22 protein-coding genes and 1 tRNA gene are annotated in these 19,524 nt (G+C 64.0%); 6 read left to right on the top strand and 17 right to left on the bottom strand.

The genetic code is table 11. From position 1 onward, the window contains the following. Positions 1–3: 3 nt before the first annotated feature. The 12 genes from accD to aroA form a co-directional block, all read right to left on the bottom strand. The gene (gene accD, locus RID42_02905; protein MEQ8246606.1) at positions 4–912 is read right to left on the bottom strand and encodes an acetyl-CoA carboxylase, carboxyltransferase subunit beta; all 909 of its coding nucleotides are present in this window, start codon (positions 910–912) and stop codon (positions 4–6) included. 34 nt (positions 913–946) lie between these two features. Next, positions 947–1,777: a tryptophan synthase subunit alpha gene (gene trpA / locus RID42_02900; GenBank protein MEQ8246605.1), complete on the bottom strand. Its 831-nt coding sequence runs from the start codon at positions 1,775–1,777 to the stop codon at positions 947–949. Next, a complete protein-coding gene (gene trpB / locus RID42_02895; GenBank protein MEQ8246604.1) occupies positions 1,774–2,988 on the bottom strand; it encodes a tryptophan synthase subunit beta in 1,215 nt (404 codons plus the stop codon). The genes trpA and trpB overlap by 4 nt, the downstream gene beginning before the upstream one ends. A 2-nt stretch (positions 2,989–2,990) precedes the next feature. Beyond that, positions 2,991–3,632: a phosphoribosylanthranilate isomerase gene (locus RID42_02890; GenBank protein MEQ8246603.1), complete on the bottom strand. Its 642-nt coding sequence runs from the start codon at positions 3,630–3,632 to the stop codon at positions 2,991–2,993. Position 3,633: 1 nt separating this feature from the next. After that, positions 3,634–4,341: an orotidine-5'-phosphate decarboxylase gene (gene pyrF, locus RID42_02885; GenBank protein ID MEQ8246602.1), complete on the bottom strand. Its 708-nt coding sequence runs from the start codon at positions 4,339–4,341 to the stop codon at positions 3,634–3,636. Positions 4,342–4,407: 66 nt separating this feature from the next. Continuing rightward, on the bottom strand, positions 4,408–5,358 hold the full coding sequence (locus RID42_02880) for an ornithine cyclodeaminase family protein (GenBank protein ID MEQ8246601.1): 951 nt from the start codon (positions 5,356–5,358) through the stop codon (positions 4,408–4,410). Then, entirely contained in the window at positions 5,358–5,678 is a 321-nt protein-coding gene (locus RID42_02875) for a lipopolysaccharide assembly protein LapA domain-containing protein (GenBank protein MEQ8246600.1), read from the bottom strand. The genes RID42_02880 and RID42_02875 overlap by 1 nt, the downstream gene beginning before the upstream one ends. Positions 5,679–5,712: 34 nt before the next feature. Continuing rightward, positions 5,713–6,024 carry an integration host factor subunit beta gene (gene ihfB, locus RID42_02870; protein MEQ8246599.1) on the bottom strand — a complete coding sequence of 104 codons (312 nt, stop codon included), beginning with the start codon at positions 6,022–6,024 and terminating at the stop codon, positions 5,713–5,715. 44 nt (positions 6,025–6,068) lie between these two features. Next, complete coding sequence (gene sppA, locus RID42_02865; GenBank protein MEQ8246598.1) at positions 6,069–6,992, bottom strand: signal peptide peptidase SppA; 924 nt, start codon at positions 6,990–6,992, stop codon at positions 6,069–6,071. Between the two features lie 9 nt (positions 6,993–7,001). Then, on the bottom strand, positions 7,002–8,717 hold the full coding sequence (rpsA, locus tag RID42_02860) for a 30S ribosomal protein S1 (GenBank protein ID MEQ8246597.1): 1,716 nt from the start codon (positions 8,715–8,717) through the stop codon (positions 7,002–7,004). Between the two features lie 129 nt (positions 8,718–8,846). After that, positions 8,847–9,494: a (d)CMP kinase gene (gene cmk / locus RID42_02855; GenBank protein MEQ8246596.1), complete on the bottom strand. Its 648-nt coding sequence runs from the start codon at positions 9,492–9,494 to the stop codon at positions 8,847–8,849. Continuing rightward, positions 9,491–10,819 (bottom strand): 3-phosphoshikimate 1-carboxyvinyltransferase, encoded by a 1,329-nt coding sequence (gene aroA, locus RID42_02850; protein ID MEQ8246595.1) that lies wholly within the window; start codon positions 10,817–10,819, stop codon positions 9,491–9,493. Before aroA ends, cmk begins: the two co-directional genes overlap by 4 nt. A gap of 193 nt (positions 10,820–11,012) precedes the next feature. Between aroA and RID42_02845 the strand changes: the two genes are divergently transcribed. After that, on the top strand, positions 11,013–11,360 hold the full coding sequence (locus RID42_02845; GenBank protein MEQ8246594.1) for an FYDLN acid domain-containing protein: 348 nt from the start codon (positions 11,013–11,015) through the stop codon (positions 11,358–11,360). 29 nt (positions 11,361–11,389) lie between these two features. On the opposite strand, the gene RID42_02840 is transcribed toward RID42_02845, so the two are convergent. Next, positions 11,390–12,544 carry a class I SAM-dependent methyltransferase gene (locus RID42_02840; GenBank protein MEQ8246593.1) on the bottom strand — a complete coding sequence of 385 codons (1,155 nt, stop codon included), beginning with the start codon at positions 12,542–12,544 and terminating at the stop codon, positions 11,390–11,392. Positions 12,545–12,686: 142 nt separating this feature from the next. Between RID42_02840 and RID42_02835 the strand changes: the two genes are divergently transcribed. Then, positions 12,687–12,762 (top strand) — tRNA-Ala (locus RID42_02835). 58 nt (positions 12,763–12,820) lie between these two features. On the opposite strand, the gene RID42_02830 is transcribed toward RID42_02835, so the two are convergent. Next, entirely contained in the window at positions 12,821–13,240 is a 420-nt protein-coding gene (locus RID42_02830) for a cyclic nucleotide-binding domain-containing protein (protein ID MEQ8246592.1), read from the bottom strand. A gap of 130 nt (positions 13,241–13,370) precedes the next feature. On the opposite strand from RID42_02830, the gene RID42_02825 reads away from it, so the two are divergent. The 4 genes from RID42_02825 (at position 13,371) to RID42_02810 (ending at position 15,652) form a co-directional block, all read left to right on the top strand. Continuing rightward, complete coding sequence (locus RID42_02825) at positions 13,371–13,964, top strand: gamma carbonic anhydrase family protein (GenBank protein MEQ8246591.1); 594 nt, start codon at positions 13,371–13,373, stop codon at positions 13,962–13,964. Positions 13,965–13,998: 34 nt separating this feature from the next. Beyond that, positions 13,999–14,856 carry a polyamine aminopropyltransferase gene (speE, locus tag RID42_02820; GenBank protein ID MEQ8246590.1) on the top strand — a complete coding sequence of 286 codons (858 nt, stop codon included), beginning with the start codon at positions 13,999–14,001 and terminating at the stop codon, positions 14,854–14,856. A 96-nt stretch (positions 14,857–14,952) separates the two neighbouring features. Further along, on the top strand, positions 14,953–15,411 hold the full coding sequence (locus RID42_02815; GenBank protein ID MEQ8246589.1) for an Hsp20 family protein: 459 nt from the start codon (positions 14,953–14,955) through the stop codon (positions 15,409–15,411). Further along, the gene (locus RID42_02810; protein ID MEQ8246588.1) at positions 15,404–15,652 is read left to right on the top strand and encodes a DUF1150 family protein; all 249 of its coding nucleotides are present in this window, start codon (positions 15,404–15,406) and stop codon (positions 15,650–15,652) included. Before RID42_02815 ends, RID42_02810 begins: the two co-directional genes overlap by 8 nt. A 7-nt stretch (positions 15,653–15,659) precedes the next feature. Here the strand turns inward: RID42_02810 and RID42_02805 are convergent, their stop codons facing one another. The 3 genes from RID42_02805 to rpoN form a co-directional block, all read right to left on the bottom strand. Continuing rightward, positions 15,660–17,201, bottom strand: a complete 1,542-nt coding sequence (locus tag RID42_02805; GenBank protein MEQ8246587.1) for a M23 family metallopeptidase — start codon at positions 17,199–17,201, stop codon at positions 15,660–15,662. 54 nt (positions 17,202–17,255) lie between these two features. Further along, positions 17,256–17,723, bottom strand: a complete 468-nt coding sequence (gene ptsN, locus RID42_02800; GenBank protein ID MEQ8246586.1) for a PTS IIA-like nitrogen regulatory protein PtsN — start codon at positions 17,721–17,723, stop codon at positions 17,256–17,258. A gap of 265 nt (positions 17,724–17,988) precedes the next feature. Beyond that, positions 17,989–19,515 (bottom strand): RNA polymerase factor sigma-54, encoded by a 1,527-nt coding sequence (rpoN, locus tag RID42_02795; protein MEQ8246585.1) that lies wholly within the window; start codon positions 19,513–19,515, stop codon positions 17,989–17,991. Positions 19,516–19,524 lie beyond the last annotated feature (9 nt).

Raw genomic sequence — 19,524 nt, 5'->3', positions numbered from 1 at the left:
GGTCTAGGACGCGTCTGTGTCTGCGTCGGCTTCCTTGTCCGGTTGGCCTGCGTCGCCGGGCCGGTTCGGGTTCATCAGCAAGTCGAGAATCTGAGAGAGTTTCTTTTGCAATTCGTGGCGATGGACGACCATGTCGATCATCCCATGCTCAAGCAAGAATTCCGCGCGCTGGAAGCCATCGGGGAGTTGTTCGCGAATGGTCTCTTCGATCACACGCGGTCCGGCAAAACCGACCAACGCGCCGGGCTCGGCGATCGACACATCGCCCAGCATGGCATACGACGCCGTCACCCCGCCGGTCGTGGGGTCGGTCAGGACGACGATGTAGGGGAGACGCGATTCGCGAACCAACTCGACGGCAATCGTCGTGCGCGGCATTTGCATGAGCGACAGGATGCCCTCTTGCATTCGGGCGCCGCCCGCGGCGGCAAAGACGATGAGCGCCGCCTCCTGCAACACCGCCAAACGGGCGGCCGAGATCAACGCCTCGCCCGCCGCCAGCCCCATCGATCCGCCCATGAAGGCAAAATTTTGCACCGCGATCACGGCCTTTTGCCCGCCAACGGTGCCATGGGCGACGACGACCGCTTCGTCCTCGCCGGTTTTGGCGCGGCTTTCCTTCAGCCGGTCGGTGTAGCGCTTTTGATCGCGGAACTTGAGGGGATCGACCAGGACATCGGGCAATTCGATCCGCGTGTAACGGGCATCGTCGAACAGAGCCTCAAAGCGCTGGGTCGGGCCGATTCGTAGGTGATGATTGCACGACGGACAAACGTGCTGGTTCTCCAACAGATCGCGGTGGAACAGCATTTGGCCGCAACTCGGACATTTGGACCAAAGGTTCTCCGGCACGTCGCGCTTGCGGGAAAAAGCGCGCATCTTGGGGCGGACGAAGTTGGTGAGCCAGTTCATTGGACGCTCAATCTACCATTCCAAAGGCGAACGGTCACGAGCCGCGCGCGCCGTGGACGCCCGCGGCGATTTCGCGGACCAGAGCGAGCGTGCGATCGACCGTTGCGGGGGTCGCGCGTCCACCGGCGTCGAGGCTTTCTTCAATCGTCGTGACGATGGCCGAACCGACTACGGCAGCATCGGCGGTACGGGCGATTGCTGCAGCTTGTTCGGCGGTTCGGATGCCGAAACCGACCGCGATCGGCAATCCGGTGTGACGCCGGAGGCGGGCGACGGCCTCGGCCACCTGCGCGCTATCGGCGCTTTTCGTTCCAGTGATTCCGGTGATGGACACGTAGTAGACGAAGCCTGACGCATTCTCCAGAACGCGGGGCAAGCGCACATCGTCGGTCGTCGGTGAGGTGAGCCGCACGAAGCTGATGCCGCTTTCGACGGCGGGTAAACAAAGCTCGTCGTCGTGCTCGGGCGGTAAGTCGACGACGATGAGTCCGTCGACGCCCGCGGCCGTCGCGTCGGCGAGAAATTTGGCGACGCCGTAGCTGTAGATCGGGTTGTAGTACCCCATCAGGATGATCGGGGTGTCGGCGTCATCGCGGCGGTGGCTGGCAACAAGTGCCAAGACGTCTTTCAAGGTTGTTCCCGCGCGCAGGGCCCGCAGGCTCGCGGCTTGCACGGCTGGGCCGTCCGCCATCGGGTCGGAAAACGGCATGCCCAACTCGATGATGTCGGCGCCGGCGGCGGGGAGCTGGCGCAGCAACGCCGCACAGGTATCCGGGTCCGGATCGCCGGCCGTGATGAACGGCACAAACGCGGCGCGGTTGGCGGCGCGAAGCTGCGCGAAACGGCGGTCGAGGCGCGCGCTCATTCCAGATCCACGCCGATTGCCGCGGCAACGGTAAAGACGTCTTTGTCGCCGCGTCCGCACATATTCATCAGAAGAATGTGGTCCGCCGGCAGCGTCGGCGCCACGCGCATCACGTGCGCCAGGGCGTGGCTCGGTTCCAGGGCCGGGATGATGCCTTCGAGTTTGCAGCAAAGCTGGAACGCGTCGAGCGCTTCGGCATCGGTGGCCGAAACGTAGGTCACCCGGCCCTGATCCTTGAGCCACGCATGCTCGGGTCCGATGCCGGGATAATCGAGGCCCGCCGATATCGAGTGAGCCTCGGTGATTTGGCCATCTGCGTCCTGGAGAAGGTAGGTGCGATTGCCGTGGAGGACGCCCGGGCGTCCCCGCGTAAGCGAGGCCGCATGTTCGTCGGTATCGATGCCTTTGCCGGCGGCCTCGACGCCGACAATCGCCACATCTTTGTCGTCCAGGAAGGGATGGAACAGCCCGATCGCGTTGCTGCCCCCGCCGACGCAGGCGACCAGCGTGTCGGGGAGTCTGCCCTCGCGTTCGTGCATTTGGGCGCGCGCTTCGCGCCCGATTACCGATTGGAACTCGCGCACCATTTCCGGGTAGGGATGGGGGCCGGCCACCGTGCCAATGATGTAGTAGGTGTCATGGACGTTGGCGACCCAATCGCGGAGCGCCTCGTTCATCGCATCCTTCAGCGTGCGCGACCCTGAGGTCACCGAACGAACTTCGGCACCCAGCAGTTTCATGCGAAAGACGTTCGGTTGTTGGCGCGCGATGTCGGTCTCGCCCATGTAGACGATGCACGGCATCCCGAAGAGAGCCGCAACGGTGGCGGTGGCGACGCCGTGCTGCCCGGCACCGGTCTCGGCGATGATGCGCGTCTTCCCCATGCGCCGCGCGAGCAAAATTTGTCCCATGCAGTTGTTGATCTTGTGGGAACCGGTGTGGTTGAGCTCGTCGCGTTTGAAATAGATCTTGGCGCCGCCGAGATGCTCGGTCAGGCGTTTGGCGAAGTAGAGCGGGCTTGGCCGGCCAACGTAGTCGCGCAGGTACTCATCGAGTTCCGCGCGAAAGGCAGGGTCGCGCGACGCCGTGTTCCAGGCCTCTTCGACCGACAGAATCAACGGCATCAATGTCTCGGCGACGTAGCGGCCGCCGAAAATGCCGAAGTTCCCGCTTTCGTCGGGGCCGGTGCGGTAGGAATTGGCCGTGGTCATTCTTAGAGCCTGTGCGCGGTCATCAAGAAAGCGGCGATCATAGCGGGATCTTTGGTGCCGCGCGTCGATTCGACACCGGAGGAGACGTCGACCAGACGGGCACCCGTCGTCCCGACCGCATCGGCAAGGTTATCGGCGGTGAGGCCGCCGGACAAAAACCATGGTAGTTCCATCTCGATACCGGCCAGGAGCGACCAGTCGAAGGATCGGGCGTTGCCGCCCGGCACCGGGTCGATGGCGCGTGGCTTGGCATCGAACAGCACCATGTCGGCGATGCTTTCGTAGCGCTTTGCCGCGACGACATCTTGGGCGTCCGCGACCGAGATCGCCTTGACGATCCCACAGCCGAACCGGTCGCGAATGGCGGCGACCCGTTCTGGCGATTCCTGTCCATGGAGTTGCACCAGGTCGGCGTCCAGCGACCTGAGGACCGTATCGAGCTCGTCGTCGGTCGGATCGACGACGACCGCAACCTTCTGCGTCGATCGCGGCACCGCTTGCGCCAGTTCGGCGGCTTTTCCCGGGGTCACGTGGCGGGGGCTCGACGGAAAAAAGACGAAGCCGACAAAAGCCGCGCCGCCGGCGACCGCCGCGTCAACAGCATCCGGGGTGGAAAGCCCGCAGACCTTTGCGGCGACCGACACCCTAGGCGACCGATACGCCGAGGTCGCGCGCGATCGCTTGGGCAGCGGCGGCCGGATCGGCGGCCGCGGTGATGGGGCGGCCGATAACGAGAACGTCCGCGCCGCGCTCCAGCGCTTCGGCGGGTGTCATGGTTCTCTTCTGATCGCCGGTGGCGCTGCCTGCCGGGCGAATGCCGGGGACCACGAGCTTAAAGTCGGGGCCGCAGGCGGTGCGCAGGGCCGAGATCTCGGCGGCGGCGCAAACCACGCCGGTCAACCCGGCGCGTTGCGCGAGGGTTGCGAGGCGAACCACCTGATCTTCGGGCGAGCCCGTTACGCCGATGCTTGCAAGGTCCTGGGCATCAAGGCTCGTGAGCACGGTCACGGCGAGAACCCACGGCGGCGTCGCCGATTCCTGGGCGGCATCGCGCGCCGCCTCCATCATGGCGGTGCCGCCGGCGGCGTGGACATTCAACATGACCGGGTTCAGGGCACACGCGGCACGGACGGCACCGGCCACGGTGTTGGGAATGTCGTGGAACTTGAGGTCGAGGAAGAGCGGTACACCGCCCGGGAGGACCCGGCGGACGCCGTCCGGACCGTGGGCGGTAAAGAACTCCTTGCCGATCTTGAGGCCGCCAACGCTTCCCTTGAGGGTGCGCGCGAGCGCGCGGGCGCGGTCGACATCGGTGGTGTCGAGGGCGCAGTAAACGGGATTTGCGTGTCGCATTGGGGCCCCCGGGGGCTCAGTTCGCTGCGGCTGTGTAGCACCGCGGTTCGACGCTGGCAAACCGCGTCACGGTGTCGACGACGACGATATCTCGTAGGCGAGAACGGCGGCGGCCCAGTCTTCGACGGCCGTCCCGACGGATTTGAACATCGTGATGTCGGTGGCTGATTCCCGCCCGGTCGTTGCGCCGCGGCAGAGCGAAAAGAGATCGCCCCGGATATCGGAGTCGGCAATGACACCGCGTTCTAGAGGCAGGAGGATGTCGCCTGCCTCGGCATGCGCACCCTCGCGGGTATCCACGAAAATACGCGCCCGCCGTACCGTGTCGTCGTCGGTTTCGCGCATGTCGGGGCGATAGGCACCAACGACGTCGACGTGGACGCCCGGTTTGAGCAACGCGCCATGGACCAACGGTATCGGCGACATCGTTGCGCACGAGACGATATCGGCGGTCCGCATCGCGGCGTCGGGCTGGGCAACGGCCGCCGCCTCGAAGCCGTCGCGCCGGAGGTCGTCGGCCAGTTTTTCGGCGCGCGCCGGCGTTCGGTTCCACACGCTGATTTGCCGGATCGGCCGGACTGCGCTGTGGGCACGGGCCAGATGTCCGCCCAGCGTCCCGGCACCCATCACCAGCAGGTGGTGCGCGTCGGGGCGGGCAAGGTAGCGGGCGGCTAGCGCGGAAGCCGCCGCGGTGCGGCGGCCGGTGATCTCCGGCCCGTCGAGCGTCGCCCGCGGCTGGCCGGTCGTGGCGTCGATCAGCACGACGATACCCTGCACCGAGGCTAAGCCGCGGTTGGCATTGTCGGGGAAGACGGACACCATTTTCACGACGATGTAGCGCCCGGCTTTCCAAGCGGGCATGACGAGCATGGCGCCGTCGGTGCCGCCCGGTACCGAAATTTCATGGTGGCCGCGGAGCGGTGTCGTCACGCCGTCGCGGAACGCGGTTTCGAGGGCATCGACGAGCGCGTGGTAGGGAAGGGCTTTCGCGACCGCGGCGCGATCGAGGTGGTGCACTAGCCCGAGCGCCCGAGGGTTGTCGGGCTCGTGCCGGCCGGTCCCTTATCCCGCACGGTATCGAGGTTCTGCTGGAGTTCGTCGCGTTGCCGCTCGGCGCGGCGCAGCCGCGCCCGCCGTTCGCCCGCGGCACGCAAGGAAATAAGGCCGCCCGCGAGCAGGCCGAGCAGGACGGCGATCAAGATCGGCAGGAAGAACGGGAGCTCGATGGATAGCGGGAGCGGGTCGAAGGTCAGCGGGACGATGTGACGGTTGGCAATCGCGAACCAAACCACGATTGCCGCGATAACGATGGTCAAAAGACTGGAGAGGGCGCGCATGGGGTGATCGGGGCGCGCGACGCGGCTCGCGGGCTTAGACCGCCGATTCGGTCGCGTCGTCGCCGTCGCCGTCGTTGAGGCTTTGCCGCAATTCTTTGCCGGTTTTGAAAAACGGGACATGCTTTTCGGTCACGCGCACCGCTTCGCCGGTCCGGGGATTGCGAGCAACCCGCGCCGCGCGCTGTTTGACTGAAAAGGCACCAAAACCGCGCAGCTCTACCCGGTCGCCGCGGGCGAGGGCGTTCGAAATTTCGTCGAAGATGGTCGACACGATGCGTTCGATATCGCGCTGATAGAGATGCGGGTTCATTTCCGCGAGACGCATGATGAGTTCGGATTTGACCACCGCGTCACGCTCCTTGATTTCGCATAGTGCGCTGATATTGCTGGCTAATTTTCGCCAGGGTGCCAAACCGACATCAGGCCGTCAAGCCTAAGTCGTTCTGAGAGAAGCGTTTTTTTGGCCAAGCCCGTGACGAGGTCGAAAAATGTCTCGGGATCGTCGTCGCGGTCGAGGTCGATCACCGGGACGTCGGCGGGGATCCCGCGCGTCTCGACCAGCCACGCCAAGGCTTCCCGCTCGCCGCCGATCGCATCGATCAAGTCGAGCGCGAGCGCTTGTCGTCCGGTGTAGGCCCGGCCATCGGCTAGGCCCCGTGCGGTCTCGACCGGGAGCCCGCGGCGTTCGGCAAAAATCTCCAGAAACCACGCGTAAACGTCGTCGATCAGGGATTGGGTCGCCACCCGGGTGCGTTCGTCCAGCGGCTGGAAAGGAGACGGTTGACCCTTGAGCGGCGCGCTGCGGAAGGTCTCGGCGGATACCCCGAGGCGGTCGAGCAATCGGCTGACCTCGGCGGTCTCCAGCAGAACGCCGATCGAGCCGGTGATGGAGGTTTCCAGGGCATAGATTCGGTCCGCCGCCAACGCCACCATGTAGCCCGCGGACGCCCCCACGGTTCTGATGACGGCGACGACGGGTGTGCCGTTCTCGCCGATCCGCCTCAGTTCACGGTAGATCGATTCGCCGCCGGTTGTCGTGCCGCCCGGCGTGTCGACGATGACGAGAACGGCGAGGGTCGCGTCATCCTCGGCGGCTTGTTCGAGGCCGTCCAGAATCGAGGGATCGTCGAACACGATGCCGCTGACGGTCACGCGCAGGATGTGCTGGCGGTCGCCGATCGGATCGAAATCCGTCACGACGGCAACGACCGCAAGGATAAGCGCGGCGCCGGCAACGAGTGCCGACACCCGCCAAAAGGCGAGCCACCGACGCAAGCGGCGTCGGGCGACGATCCCGTCCGCGTCGGTGGTCATTGCCTCGTCCTATTTGTCGCCGGCTTTTTCCTTGTCGCGCAACGCGGCACCGAGGATGTCGCCAAGGCTTGCACCGCTATCGGACGAACCGAATTGGGCCATCGCCTCTTTTTCATCGGCAACTTCGAGCGCCTTGATCGAAACGCTGACCTTGCGGTTCTCGGGATCGACCGACATCACCTTGGCGTCGACCTTGTCGCCCGGTGCGAATCGGTCCGGGCGTTGGTCGGAACGGTCGCGCGACAGGTCGGAACGTCGGATGAAGGTCGACCAGCCGGTCGGCAAGGTCACTTCGATGCCGCCCTCTTTTACCTCGGAGACCGTGCAGGTCACCGTGCTGCCCTTGACGACGCCGTCGGAGACTGAATCGAACGGATCGTCGGTGAGCTGTTTGATGCCGAGACTGATGCGCTCTTTCTCGGTGCTGACATCGAGGACCTTGGCTTTGACGATCTGGCCCTTTTGGTACTGGGCGGCGGCTTCTTCGCCCGATCCCGTCCAGGTGATGTCGGACAGATGGACCAAACCGTCCACGCCGCCGTCGAGGCCGATGAACAGGCCGAATTCGGTGATGCCCTTAATCTCGCCTTCGACCAACGTGCCGACGGGATGGGAGGCCTCGAACGCTTCCCACGGGTTGTCCATCGTTTGCTTCAGACCGAGGCTGATCCGCCGTTTGGCGGCATCGACGTCGAGAATGACGACCTCGACCTCTTGGCTGGTGGAGACGATCTTGCCCGGGTGGACGTTCTTCTTGGTCCAGCTCATCTCGGAGACATGGACCAGTCCTTCGACGCCCGGTTCCAGCTCGACGAATGCACCGTAGTCGGTGATGTTCGTGACCCGGCCCGTGAACTTGGCATTGACCGGGAATTTCACCTCGACGCCATCCCATGGGTCGGATTCGAGCTGCTTCATCCCCAGCGAAATGCGCTGGCTCTCGGGGTTCACTTTGATGACCTGAACTTTGACGGTCTCGCCGATATTCAGAACCTCGGAGGGGTGCCCGATGCGGCGCCACGCCATGTCGGTGACATGGAGGAGGCCGTCGATGCCGCCCAGATCCACGAACGCACCGTAATCGGTGATGTTCTTGACGACGCCATCGAGAACTTGTCCCTCGGAGAGGGTGTTGAGAAGTTCCGAACGGGCCTCGGCGCGGGTCTCTTCCAAAACCGCGCGGCGCGAGACGACGATGTTGCCGCGGCGGCGATCCATCTTGAGGATTTGGAAGGGCTGCGGCGAATTCATCAGGGGACCGACATCGCGGACCGGCCGGATGTCGACCTGGCTGCCCGGGAGAAAGGCGACGGCGCCCGAAAGGTCGACGGTGAAGCCGCCTTTGACGCGACCGAAGATGTGGCCGGTGACCCGCTCGGTCTTTTCGAATGCTTCTTCGAGCTTTTCCCAGGATTCTTCGCGGCGCGCCTTTTCACGGCTGAGTACCGCTTCGCCGTTCCGGTTTTCCATCCGTTCGAGGTAGACCTCGACAGTGTCGCCGACTTTGATTTCGGCCGGCTGGCCCGGCAGTGCAAATTCCTTGAGCGCGACCCGACCTTCGGACTTCAGTCCGACGTCGACCACCGCGTCGTCGTTTTCAATCGCAACGACGATTCCCTTAATTACCGACCCTTCGAGGTCTTCGTTGGCACCGAGGGATTCTTCGAGGAGGGCGGCGAAGTCTTCGCCGGTGTTGGGCATGGCTTCGTGTGTCGTTGCCGACATAGGTTCACATCCTTTTCTGTCTGGCCAACCGTTCGCCATGAACGGGTTAGATGCCTCGAGCCGCGGGATGCGGACTTCCAGCACACGGGATTGAGACCATACTTTCCGCTGGTAGTGTTGCCGGACGGGTTAGCGCCCCTGCAGCTTCGCGACGTTGCCAATAAGGCGCATGGCTGCCGCGAAAACCCCGTCTATATCCAAATCCGTGGTATCGAGCAAGTGTGCGTCCGGTGCGGGCCGCAGTGGGGAATCGGCGCGTTCGCGGTCGCGCGCGTCCCGCGCGGCCATCTCGGCTTGCACCTCGGCGAGGGCGATCCCGCTTCCCTTGCCGGTGAGTTCCCCGTGACGCCGCTGGGCCCGGACCGCCAACGCGGCGTCGATAAAGAGTTTGATATCGGCGTCCGGGCAAATAACGGTGCCGATGTCGCGGCCCTCGATTACCGCGCCGGGGGCCCCGTTTGGCGGGGTTTTGGCGAAATTCCGCTGGAAATCGAGCAGGGCGGCGCGCACCGCCGGGTAGGCCGAGACCATCGATGCCGCCGATCCGGTCGCTTCGTCGCGGAGTGCCGGATCGGACAACTCGCTTGGATCGAGGGCGCGCGCCGCGCGCAGCGCCGCCTCGGGGTCGCTGGGATCCTGGCCGGCCCGGAGCACCCGTAGCCCCACGGCGCGGTAGAGCGCGCCGGTATCCAGGTGGGCAAAACCGAGGGCTCCCGCGATTTTGCGTGCCAACGTCCCCTTGCCGGCGGCAGCCGGTCCGTCGATCGCCACAATCATTGGTTCAGCGGCACCAGCGATGCGCCGAGCCGCTGGGCCAGCGGCATAAAGGTGGGGAAGCTCGTGGCGATCATGCGGTCGTCGTCGATCGTAACGGGGTGCCGCGCGGCAAGGCCCAGGATGGCAAACGCCATGGCAATGCGGTGATCGTGGTTGGTCACAACGCGTCCGCCGCCGTTTACGGCACCGCCGCAGCCGTGCACCACAAGACCGTCGGCGGATTGCGCGACGCCCACACCGCAGGCCTCAAGTCCCAGGGCGATCGCGCTCAGCCGGTCGCTTTCTTTGACCCGCAGTTCCTCCAGGCCGCGCATCACCGTGTCGCCCTGGGCGACGGCGGCGGCGACGGCCAAGATCGGGTATTCGTCGATCATGCTGGGTGCCCGTTCGGGCGGGATGTCGATCCCGTGCAGCGCGGCGGACCGAACCCGCAGATCGGCAACCGGTTCACCGTTGATTTCCGTTGCATTGGCGACGGCGATGTCGGCGCCCATGTCGCGCAGCACGTCGAACAGGCCGGCACGCAGCGGATTCATGCTGACCCCTTCGATGAGGACATCGGAGCCTTCAATTAGCGTCGCGGCAACGACGAAGAACGCGGCCGACGACGGGTCGGCGGGCACCGTGACGGGGGAGGCGCGAAGTTCCGGTTGGCCGACCACGGTGATTCGCGTGAACGCTTCATCGCGGTCGATCCGGATATCCGCGCCGAAGGCACGCAGCATGCGTTCGGTATGATCGCGCGTCGCGGCGCGTTCGAGAACGCTCGTCTCTCCCGGTGCGTTCAACCCCGCCAGGAGGATCGCCGATTTTACCTGGGCGCTCGCCACGGTCATTTCGTGCTCGATCGGAAGCGGGCGCTGCGCGCCGACGACGGCACAGGGGAGTTGGCCGTCACGGCTGACAAAGGAGGCACCGAATTTTTCAAGGGGCGTCATCACCCGGCCCATCGGGCGCCGGCTCAGCGATGCGTCCCCGCCGAAGAAGGTGACGAACGGATGGGTCGCCGCGACTCCCATCAGGAGCCGGACGCCGGTCCCGGAATTGCCGAGATCGAGGACTTCGGCGGGCGCGCGCAGCCCGCCGACACCGCAACCCTGGACGCTCCAACTGCCGTCGTCGCGTCGGTCGATTGCCGCGCCGAGGGCACGGAGCGCCGCGGCGGTGCGCAAGACGTCATCGCCTTCCAGCAGGTTGGCGATTGTCGTTTCGCCGACGCTCAACGCGCCAAAAATCAACGCGCGGTGCGAGATCGATTTGTCGCCTGGGATGGCGATGGTGCCGCGGAGCGGCGTACGAAGAGGATGCGATTGAAAGGCCGTCATTCCGACAGTGCGTTATTGCGGCGGCAAAGGGCCGTCAGGGGTTGTCTAGCACAGCGTTTGTCCGTGCCAAAGGACGGCGATTTTTCGGCGGCAGAATGGGCGCAAAAGCTTTTGACAGGGCCCGGGGATCGTGGCATTGCAGGCCGCAATCGAACGTAGAGAAATCAGGGTTCCTGGAGAGCGGAGGCTGGCGATGGCGAAACCGGAATGGGGAAGCAAGTGCCAATGTCAGAGTTGCGATCTGAAGTTCTACGACATGGGCAAATCGCCTGCTATTTGCCCGGGCTGCGGCACCGAATTCAAGGTCGTCGTGGCTACGCGTCCGGCGCCCCGAGCGGTCGTCAAAGAAGCGAAAAAGCCACCGCCCAAACACGACCGTCGCAAGCGTCCGGCAGGGGGCGAGGACGACGGCGACGAGCTCGTCGACGATCTCGACGATGACGATGTTGACGACGACGATGTCGACGACGCCGTCGATCTCGACGATGACGACGACGACGACAATCTCGACGAAGTCATCGAAAGCGGCCCCGGTAACTAGGGGCTGGCGCGCTTCTCGGAAGCCGGCCGCTAGGGTTTAGTCGCCGTTGCGAGGTACCAATGGCCGGGACGGGAGTCGGCGGTGGTGCTGAATCCGGTCACCCCCCGGCGCGGGTCGAGAGTTTGTCGTTGGTATCCCTCATAGGCGTCGCGGAAGCCCGCTTGGGTTAGCGCCGACACCAAATCGGTTTCACAAACACGGCCCCAGAACGGTTCGTCGTTGTAGTAGGTCTGCCAGTCGCGCAGGACTTGCTCCATCAGGTTGGGCATGTGCGCGTAACGCACCGGCACCTCAAGATGGACGACAACGCCCCCGGGGCGTAGCACGCGGTAGCACTCGTCGAGGATCTGGGGCAACGCTTTGGTGCTCGTTTCGTGCAGCATCACGAGCGACACCACGAGATCCATGCTGGCGTCCGGGTACTTCAGATCTGCCGCATCCTGTTGCGCATAATGGATCGGTATGCCCATCGCTTCGGCGCGGCCATGGGCATACCGCAGCAGCGGCGCGCCAGTATCGATTGCGTGGACGCGGGCTTTTGGGAAGTACCGCGCCAGCGGCACGGTACTCGCGCCGACCGAACAGCCGAGATCGAGGATCTCTTTCGGATTCAGGCTGGGATACTTCTCCCACAGGAATTGGACCAGCGTGCGGCCGCGGCCCTCCATCCCAGCCCCGCCGGCCCGGCCGAAGTGATAGATCGATGCGCCGCGGTCGAGGACGGCCCCGGCGCGCACATCGTCCGCGCAGGTGTCCGTATAGTAGCTACCCGGTTGGCCGTGCTGATCGACCGCCGCGAGGTAGCGCGGCTGTTCGAGCGTCGGGTCGAGCGTCAGGGTCCCAACCGTCCGCTTCGGCTTGGCGCGCACGATCAGACCGTCGAGCTGGCGATCGACACTGTCGATCACGGTGTCCCACATCAGTTCTTGGCCGAGGCGCATCAACGATCCCCACATCTGGTGATAGGGCTCGCGCTCCATCAACCGCCGCACCTCGTGGCGCGATTCTGGCGGCCGCCGGTGCTTCTTCTCGAACGCCGGCCGCACCGCGCCGTCGTAAATCTTGTGGTTACCGGCGGTGATATTGGAGGATACGTGCATCTTCATGGCTTGCACGAACTGCTGCCCCGCCAACTCGTCGTGATTGGCCTGGGGGAGCATCGGGTGGGGTACGGTCTCGGCCATCGGGCGCCTCCTTTTCCGCATGATGAACCCAGGGCCACCGCCGCACAATCCTCGGCGATCGGATCGCGTACGGTCGGGCTTGATTCGACGCCGGAGCGGCCCTAGGTTCTCCCCCCGCGGGACGGGTTCCGGTCCGCGCTAGGGGGCCATAGCTCAGTTGGGAGAGCGCTTGAATGGCATTCAAGAGGTCGGCGGTTCGATTCCGCCTGGCTCCACCATCCCTCTAGAACGGCCGGGCGCGCGCCGCGCGGGTAGGTGCCGGCGACCGGGGTGTTGTTAGGACGACGGCGGGGCGCCGTTCGACTCGTCGCTCCAGCGGCTGTCGCCTTTTCGCTTCATGAACTCGTCCGTCATGCTGCGGACGCGGCCCACCATGATCTGAAGCATACGCTTCATCACCGGATTCATTTCGTTCAAGCGCTTCATGAATTCGTCGCGCGCGACGACAATTACCTCAGTGTCCTCGACGGTGACGGCTTCGGCCATGCGGGGCCGTTCGTCGAACAACGCCATTTCTCCCACGACGTCGCCCGGCCCCAAGACCGCGATGACATGGGGATGGTCCGACATCGTTCCCTTGCGGATTTCGACGTGGCCGCTAACGATCAGGTAGGCATTGTCTCCCGGCTGCCCCTCGCCAAATATGGTTGTCTGGGCGCCGATCGAACGTCTCTCGAAACTTTTGCTTGTCGACATTACTGTTTGCCTTCAGGTGTGCGCGAATTCCCCATGTTACCCTATTGCCGCGGGGGACGGTTCCCTGTGACGGTCGCCACAGTGTTTCCGCTTTAAGCGCGGCCGGTCGAAGCCCGTCGCGGGAGGTACGATGTCTGATTTTGGACCGTTGGTGCGCGTGGACGACGCCGCATACATCCATCCCACCGCCCAAATCTACGGGGCCGTCAAAATCGGACGGGGGTCATCGGTTTGGATCAATGTCGCGATGCGGGCCGAAGTATTCGCGATCGACATCGGCGCCCACACCAACATTCAAGACTTTGCCATGATCCATGTGGGCGCAACGACACCGACGGTGATCGGCGATCATTGCTCCATCACCCATCACTGTACGATTCACGGCTGCACCATCGAGGACAATTGTCTGATCGGTATCAACGCGACGATCATGGATGGCGCGGTCATCGGTGCGAACTCGATCGTCGCCGGGGGGGCGTTTGTTCGCGAAGGAACCGTTGTGCCGCCCAATTCGATCGTGATGGGCATGCCAGCGCAGGTCACCAAGACCCGCAATAATTGGATCGCCAACCGGTTCAACGCATTCCTCTATGAGCAAAATGCCGTGGCATTCAGCCGCGGCGAACACCGGGTCTGGGCCGACCCGGCCGGACAGGACGCGGCCAACACACATATGGACGCACTGCGCGCCGAATTCGCCCGCCTTTACGGCGAGTCTCCCTGACTCGCCCACCCCAGTATTTACGAGGTGTAACGATATGACAGATTGGTTCCGTGAAACGCTCCATCCGACGGTGTTGCAGTCCTTTGCGCGCCGCAACGTATTGTTCGAGGGCGACACGGATTTCCAACACGTTGAGATCTTCGAGAACGAAGCGCTCGGCCGCGTCATGGCGCTGGACGGCATCGTGCAGACGACCGAGGCCGACGAGTTCGTCTATCACGAAATGTTGGTGCACGTTGCGGCGTTTGCCTTGGGCGACATGCGCAACGTCCTCATCGTTGGGGGCGGCGACGGCGGCGCGTTGCGTGAGGTGCTGCGCCATCCGGTCGAGCGCGCGACCATGGTCGACATCGACGGTCAGGTCGTTGCGCTCAGCAAAGAATTCTTGCCTCGCCTAAGCGCCGGTGCCTTCGACGATGCCCGGGCCAATGTAATCGTTGGCGACGGCGTCGGGTTCGTCAACGAGACGACGGAAAAGTACGACCTGGTCATCGTCGATTCGACCGATCCGGTGGGCCCCGGCGAAGGCTTGTTCACCCGGGCGTTTTACCAACGCTGCGAATCGATCCTCGCGCCGCGCGGTGTGGTCGTGACGCAGAACGGTGTGCCGTTCCTGCAGGCCGATGAATTGCGCCGGACGTCCCAACGGTTCGACGGCGTTTTCGAACACCATGGTTTCTACGTGATCGCGGTCCCCACCTACTATGGCGGGTTCATGGCGCTGGGTTGGGGCAGCAACGGCCTCGACCTTGCAGCCCCTCCGACGGCGGCAATGCGGCAACGGATTGCCGGCGCGGGGCTGGCGACGCGCTACTACAACGCAGATATCCATGGCGCCGCATTTGCGCTGCCGCAGTACGTTCGCGACATCTTGGCGGTCAAAGGCCCGTAACCTTGACGGAGGCCCGACGGCCCCCCACATCTACTCCCAATGGGGTGCCATTGTGGGCCTCAGGGTTTCACTCGCTCATCACGAGGAGGAAAAGCCATGGGGCGTTTGTCGCTCTTCGACCACCCTTTGCTCCTTGGATTTGAGGAGGTCGAACGCACCGTCGATCGCCTCGCCAAATCCGGGCAAGACGGGTACCCCCCCTACAATATCGAGCAAACCGGACCGGGCGGACTGCGGATATCGCTCGCCGTCGCCGGTTTCGCCGACGATCAACTCAGCGTCACCGTCGAAGCCAACCAGCTCATCGTGCGCGGCCGGCAAACGGTGGAAGAGCGCGACCGCGTGTTTCTCCATCGCGGCATCGCGGCGCGGCAGTTTCAGCGCGCCTTTGTTCTAGCCGACGGAATCGATGTGACCGGCGCGTTCCTCGACAAGGGCCTGCTACATATCGATTTGGCGCGGCCACCGGCGGAGTCGCTGGTGCGCTCGGTAGAGATCACCTCGGCTAAGAAAAAAGGGCGTCAGCCCCTCGATATCGGTCTAAACGATGGCTAATCAAGAAGGACACGCCACATCGAAAACGGCGCTCGCCCAGCAGATGCGTGAACTCTCACCGGCGGCGTTTGCGGCGCTCGGTGCCGAAGGGGTCGCGTACATAAAACCAGTCGCGATCGACGGCGGGACGCAATTTGCGGTGTTCCTCGCCGATGGGCGCGAGGTCGCGGTCATTGCCGATCGGACGCTTGCTGAAATCGTCGTCCGCCAGAACGACCTGGAACCGGTCAGCGTCCACTAACCTTGCCCTAACGTCGCGTGATGTAGGCGACGCCCGCTAATCCCAAAATAACACCCAGCAACCCTGCGGCGATCAGCCACGGCGGCGGCCCTTTATGGCCGGCGGGTCGCTGAAGAACCCGAGGGATCGGCACCGGCAATAGATCCTCGGCACGCTCGGCGACGGTCCGCGGCACGGGTGCGCTCGGCACCGCCTGGGGCGGCGGGCCGGCCGGTGCGCTCCTGGCGGTTTCCGTTGCCGTTCCTGTCTCAGTTCCGGTTCCAGTCCCAGGCCCAGTTCCAGTTCCAGTTCCAGTTCCAGTTCCAGTCCCAGTTCCAGTTCCAGTTCCAGTCCCAGTTCCAGTCCCAGTCCCAGTTTCGGCTGCCGGTGCCGCCGGGGTCGCCACGGCGGTTTGTGACGTCGCGGCCACCTGGTTCGCGGTCGTGCTGGGCGGCGGCGCTACCTGTGGCGCCGGGGTCGCTGGCGGCGGTGCGCTGCTCTGGATCGCTCCGTTTTGCGGGTCGCCGACCTGGACCGTCCGGTCGACACGGAAGGCGACTTTCGTCTCGCCGGCGCCGTCGCGGAGCAGTTCGAACAGGCCTTTGTACTCGCCGGGCGGCCACCCGTTCGGCGGGATGCGTCGACCGGTAAAGGAGAGGTTGCGGGCGCTATGGCTCTCCATCGCCGGTCGGGTCTGGCTGACGAGTACCGATCCGTCCGGGGCGAGAATGGTGAATTTGGCGCGGTCGCCCGGCTGGGTTCCAAACAGTTCGACCCAATAGATGAGCGCCGCGGCATCGACGGGAAGAGACGTGTTGGCGTGCTCGCCGGCCAGGACCTCGGACCCCTTGGGCGGTCGGTCGGTGAAGCCGGCATTGAGGAGTCCGGTCTCGACGTAGGGGGCCTTGTCGATGAGGGCGGCTTCGAACAGCGGTTTACCGGCGGTGCCGCATTTTCCGGTGGCCTCGAAACCGACGAACGGATCCACGCGCGTATTCCCGTTGCGCACTTCGAAATGGACATGGGGAAACTCGGTTAGACCGGAAAGACCGATTTTTCCGAGGGGCGTCCCCTTTTTCACCTCTTGGCCCTTGGCGACCTCGATACTGCCCTTGAGGAGGTGGCAGTACTGCGTGGTCCAGCCATTGGGATGCCGGACGACCACGCCGTTGCCGCACTCGCGGCCGCGGACACTGCTTGCGTCCGCCTCAACGATGCCGGTGTCGTCCATCCCGTCGCGAACGCCGCCCACGATACCGTCCGCGGCAGCGATCACGGGTATCCCTTGGCGCATCACCACGAGGTTGGCGACACGGAAATCGATACCGAAGTGGCGGTCGTAGGCCCGCCTGCCGCAGGTGTGATCTTCGGCACCTGGTCCGGGGTCATGGTCGAAATAGTTTTGGACCCAGCAGATTTCAGGGATCGCACAGGCGACCGGCGTGCCAAGAACGATGGGGGGCGGAACCGCTTGCTGGGCTTGGGCCGGTATCGCCGGCGAACCGAAGATTGCCGCTACAAACGCGGCGGCAAAGACCGCCGCTCCAAGTGCCCGAGTGGTGAGTCGCATGCTCAGGACGATAGCATTTCTGACCGAGCGAGGGGTACTCGGCCGCGCCGCGGCTTAGGCGGCGTGCGAGGTCGCGGTTTGTTCGGTCAGGATGGCGTACACGGCGTCGTGACTGTCCGAACCGCGGATCTTCTCGCACAACGGGCGATCGCGGAGCAGCCGGGAGATTCGCGCCAGTGCCTTCAAATGGTCGGCGCCCGCGGTCTCCGGGGCGAGCAGGACGAACACGAGATCGACGGGTTCGTCGTCGATCGCGTCAAAATCGATCGGTTTCTCAAGCCGTGCAAACACGCCGTAGAGACGGTCCAGTCCTTCGAGCTTTCCGTGTGGGATCGCAATGCCGTGGCCCACGCCGGTGGTTCCCAAGCGTTCGCGCTCCAGCAGGATGTCGAAAATCGCGCGCTCATCGCGGCCGGTGATCCGCGCGGCGACGGCGGCAACCTCTTGCAAGGCTTGCTTCTTCCCGGTGACTTTTAGATTCGAAACGACCGCGTCGGCACTGAGTAGGTCGGAAATATCCATCTAGGAATGCTCGCTGGTCTTTGGTTGAGGGTGTCAGGTTTGGGGAAGGGCTTCAGTCGAGGGATGTTGCGGGCGATCCGCTTACACTGGGAGAGCCGGTCGTGTCAGGGTCGTACGGTCCGTGCTTGTTCGACATCTATCGCTTTGGATCACGGTCCATGCCTGGCGATGTTCACCCGGTCCGACCCGAGGCGGCGGAACATAGGCCCCGTGCCGCCGCTATGTCAATAATTCGGCTAAATGCAAAATATGGCGGAAAACCGCGCTATCTTGGGCTCATTGCCCCGGTTTGCTTGATCCGTCGGCGCATCACAGATGAGGGAATACGCATCGATTCGCGGTATTTCGCTACCGTCCGCCGCGCGATGTCGATTTTCTCGGTGCGCAAGATATCGACGATCTTGTCGTCCGACAGAACGCCCCCTGTCGGTTCTTTGTGGATCAAGTCGCGAATCCGGTGCCGGACGGATTCCGCGGAAAGCGAATCGCCGCCGGTCGTCGAGGTGATCGCCGAGGTGAAGAAATACTTCATTTGGAACGTACCGCGCGGCGTCGCCATGTACTTGTTCGTCGTGACGCGGCTTACCGTACTTTCGTGCATCTCGATTTCGGTCGCGATGTCGCGCAGCGTCAGGGGGCGCAAATGCTGTACGCCGTGCGCAAAGAAAGCATCCTGTTGCCGGACGAGTTCGGCGGCGACCTTGAGGATGGTGTGGGCGCGCTGTTCGAGCGACTTCACAAGCCAGTTTGCCGAGTGCAGTTGTTCGGTAATGTAGGCTTTGTCCTTGCGCGAGCAGGGGTGTCCATTGACCTCGGCAAAATACTGCTGGTTCACCAGGACTTTCGGCAAGGTGTCGCTATTGAGTTCGACAGCCCACCCGCCGTTCGCGCTCGGACGCACGAAGACATCGGGAACGAGGGTTTGCGCGATCTCGTTGCTGAAGGCGAGGCCGGGTTTGGGGTTTAGCCGGCGCAGTTCCTGAATCATGTCCGCGAGGTCGTCGGCTTCGACGCCGCAACGTTCGAGCAAGGCAGCGTGGTTGTGCGCGGCGAGGAGATCCAGATTGTCGAGGAGCGCCGCGATCGCGGGGTCGTAGCGGTTTTTTTCGCGGAGTTGCAGGGCGAGACATTCGGCAAGGTCGCGGGCGAATACGCCGACCGGATCGAAATCTTGCAATCTCTTGAGAACTTCTTCGACCCGCTCCACGGAGTCGCCGATCTGCTCGGCGATATTCTCGATGTCCCCGATCAAATAGCCGGCCTCATCCAGCATGTGGATGAGGTGGAAGCCGATCATCCGCTCGGCGGGGTCGACCACGTCCATATTGAGTTGGGCAATAAGGTGATCGGTTAGACCGATGTCTTCGCCGATCGTTTGTTCGAGAAGATCGCCCGACGCGTCGAACGACGAGGTGCTGCCGCTCGTGGCATAGGGGCCGCTCAACCCGGCGTCCGACGGGTAGTTCTCGCCTGTCGCATTGTCGGTGTAGACGTCGTCGTAGCTCATATCGAGGGGCTGGTCGTTTTCACCGGGGAGCTCGTCCGCGGTCGACAACGACGCCGTGTCGACGCCGTCGGTCTCGCGCGCAGATTCCGTCGCGGCCGCGCCTTCGCCGCGCTCGGGCGGTTCGCCCTCGACGAGTTCGAGGAGCGGATTGCGCTCGATCTCCTGTTCGACGAATTCCGATAGCTCGATATTGGTCAATTGCAGCAGCTTGATCGCCTGCTGCAATTGGGGCGTCATCACGAGCGATTGTGACTGCCTAATCTCCTGCCGCTGACCGAGCGCCACGGGATCCCC

This window comes from Alphaproteobacteria bacterium, from assembly GCA_040216735.1.
Taxonomy (GTDB): Bacteria; Pseudomonadota; Alphaproteobacteria; order SHVP01; family SHVP01; genus CALJDF01.
This window is presented reverse-complemented; position numbering and strand designations above follow the sequence as displayed.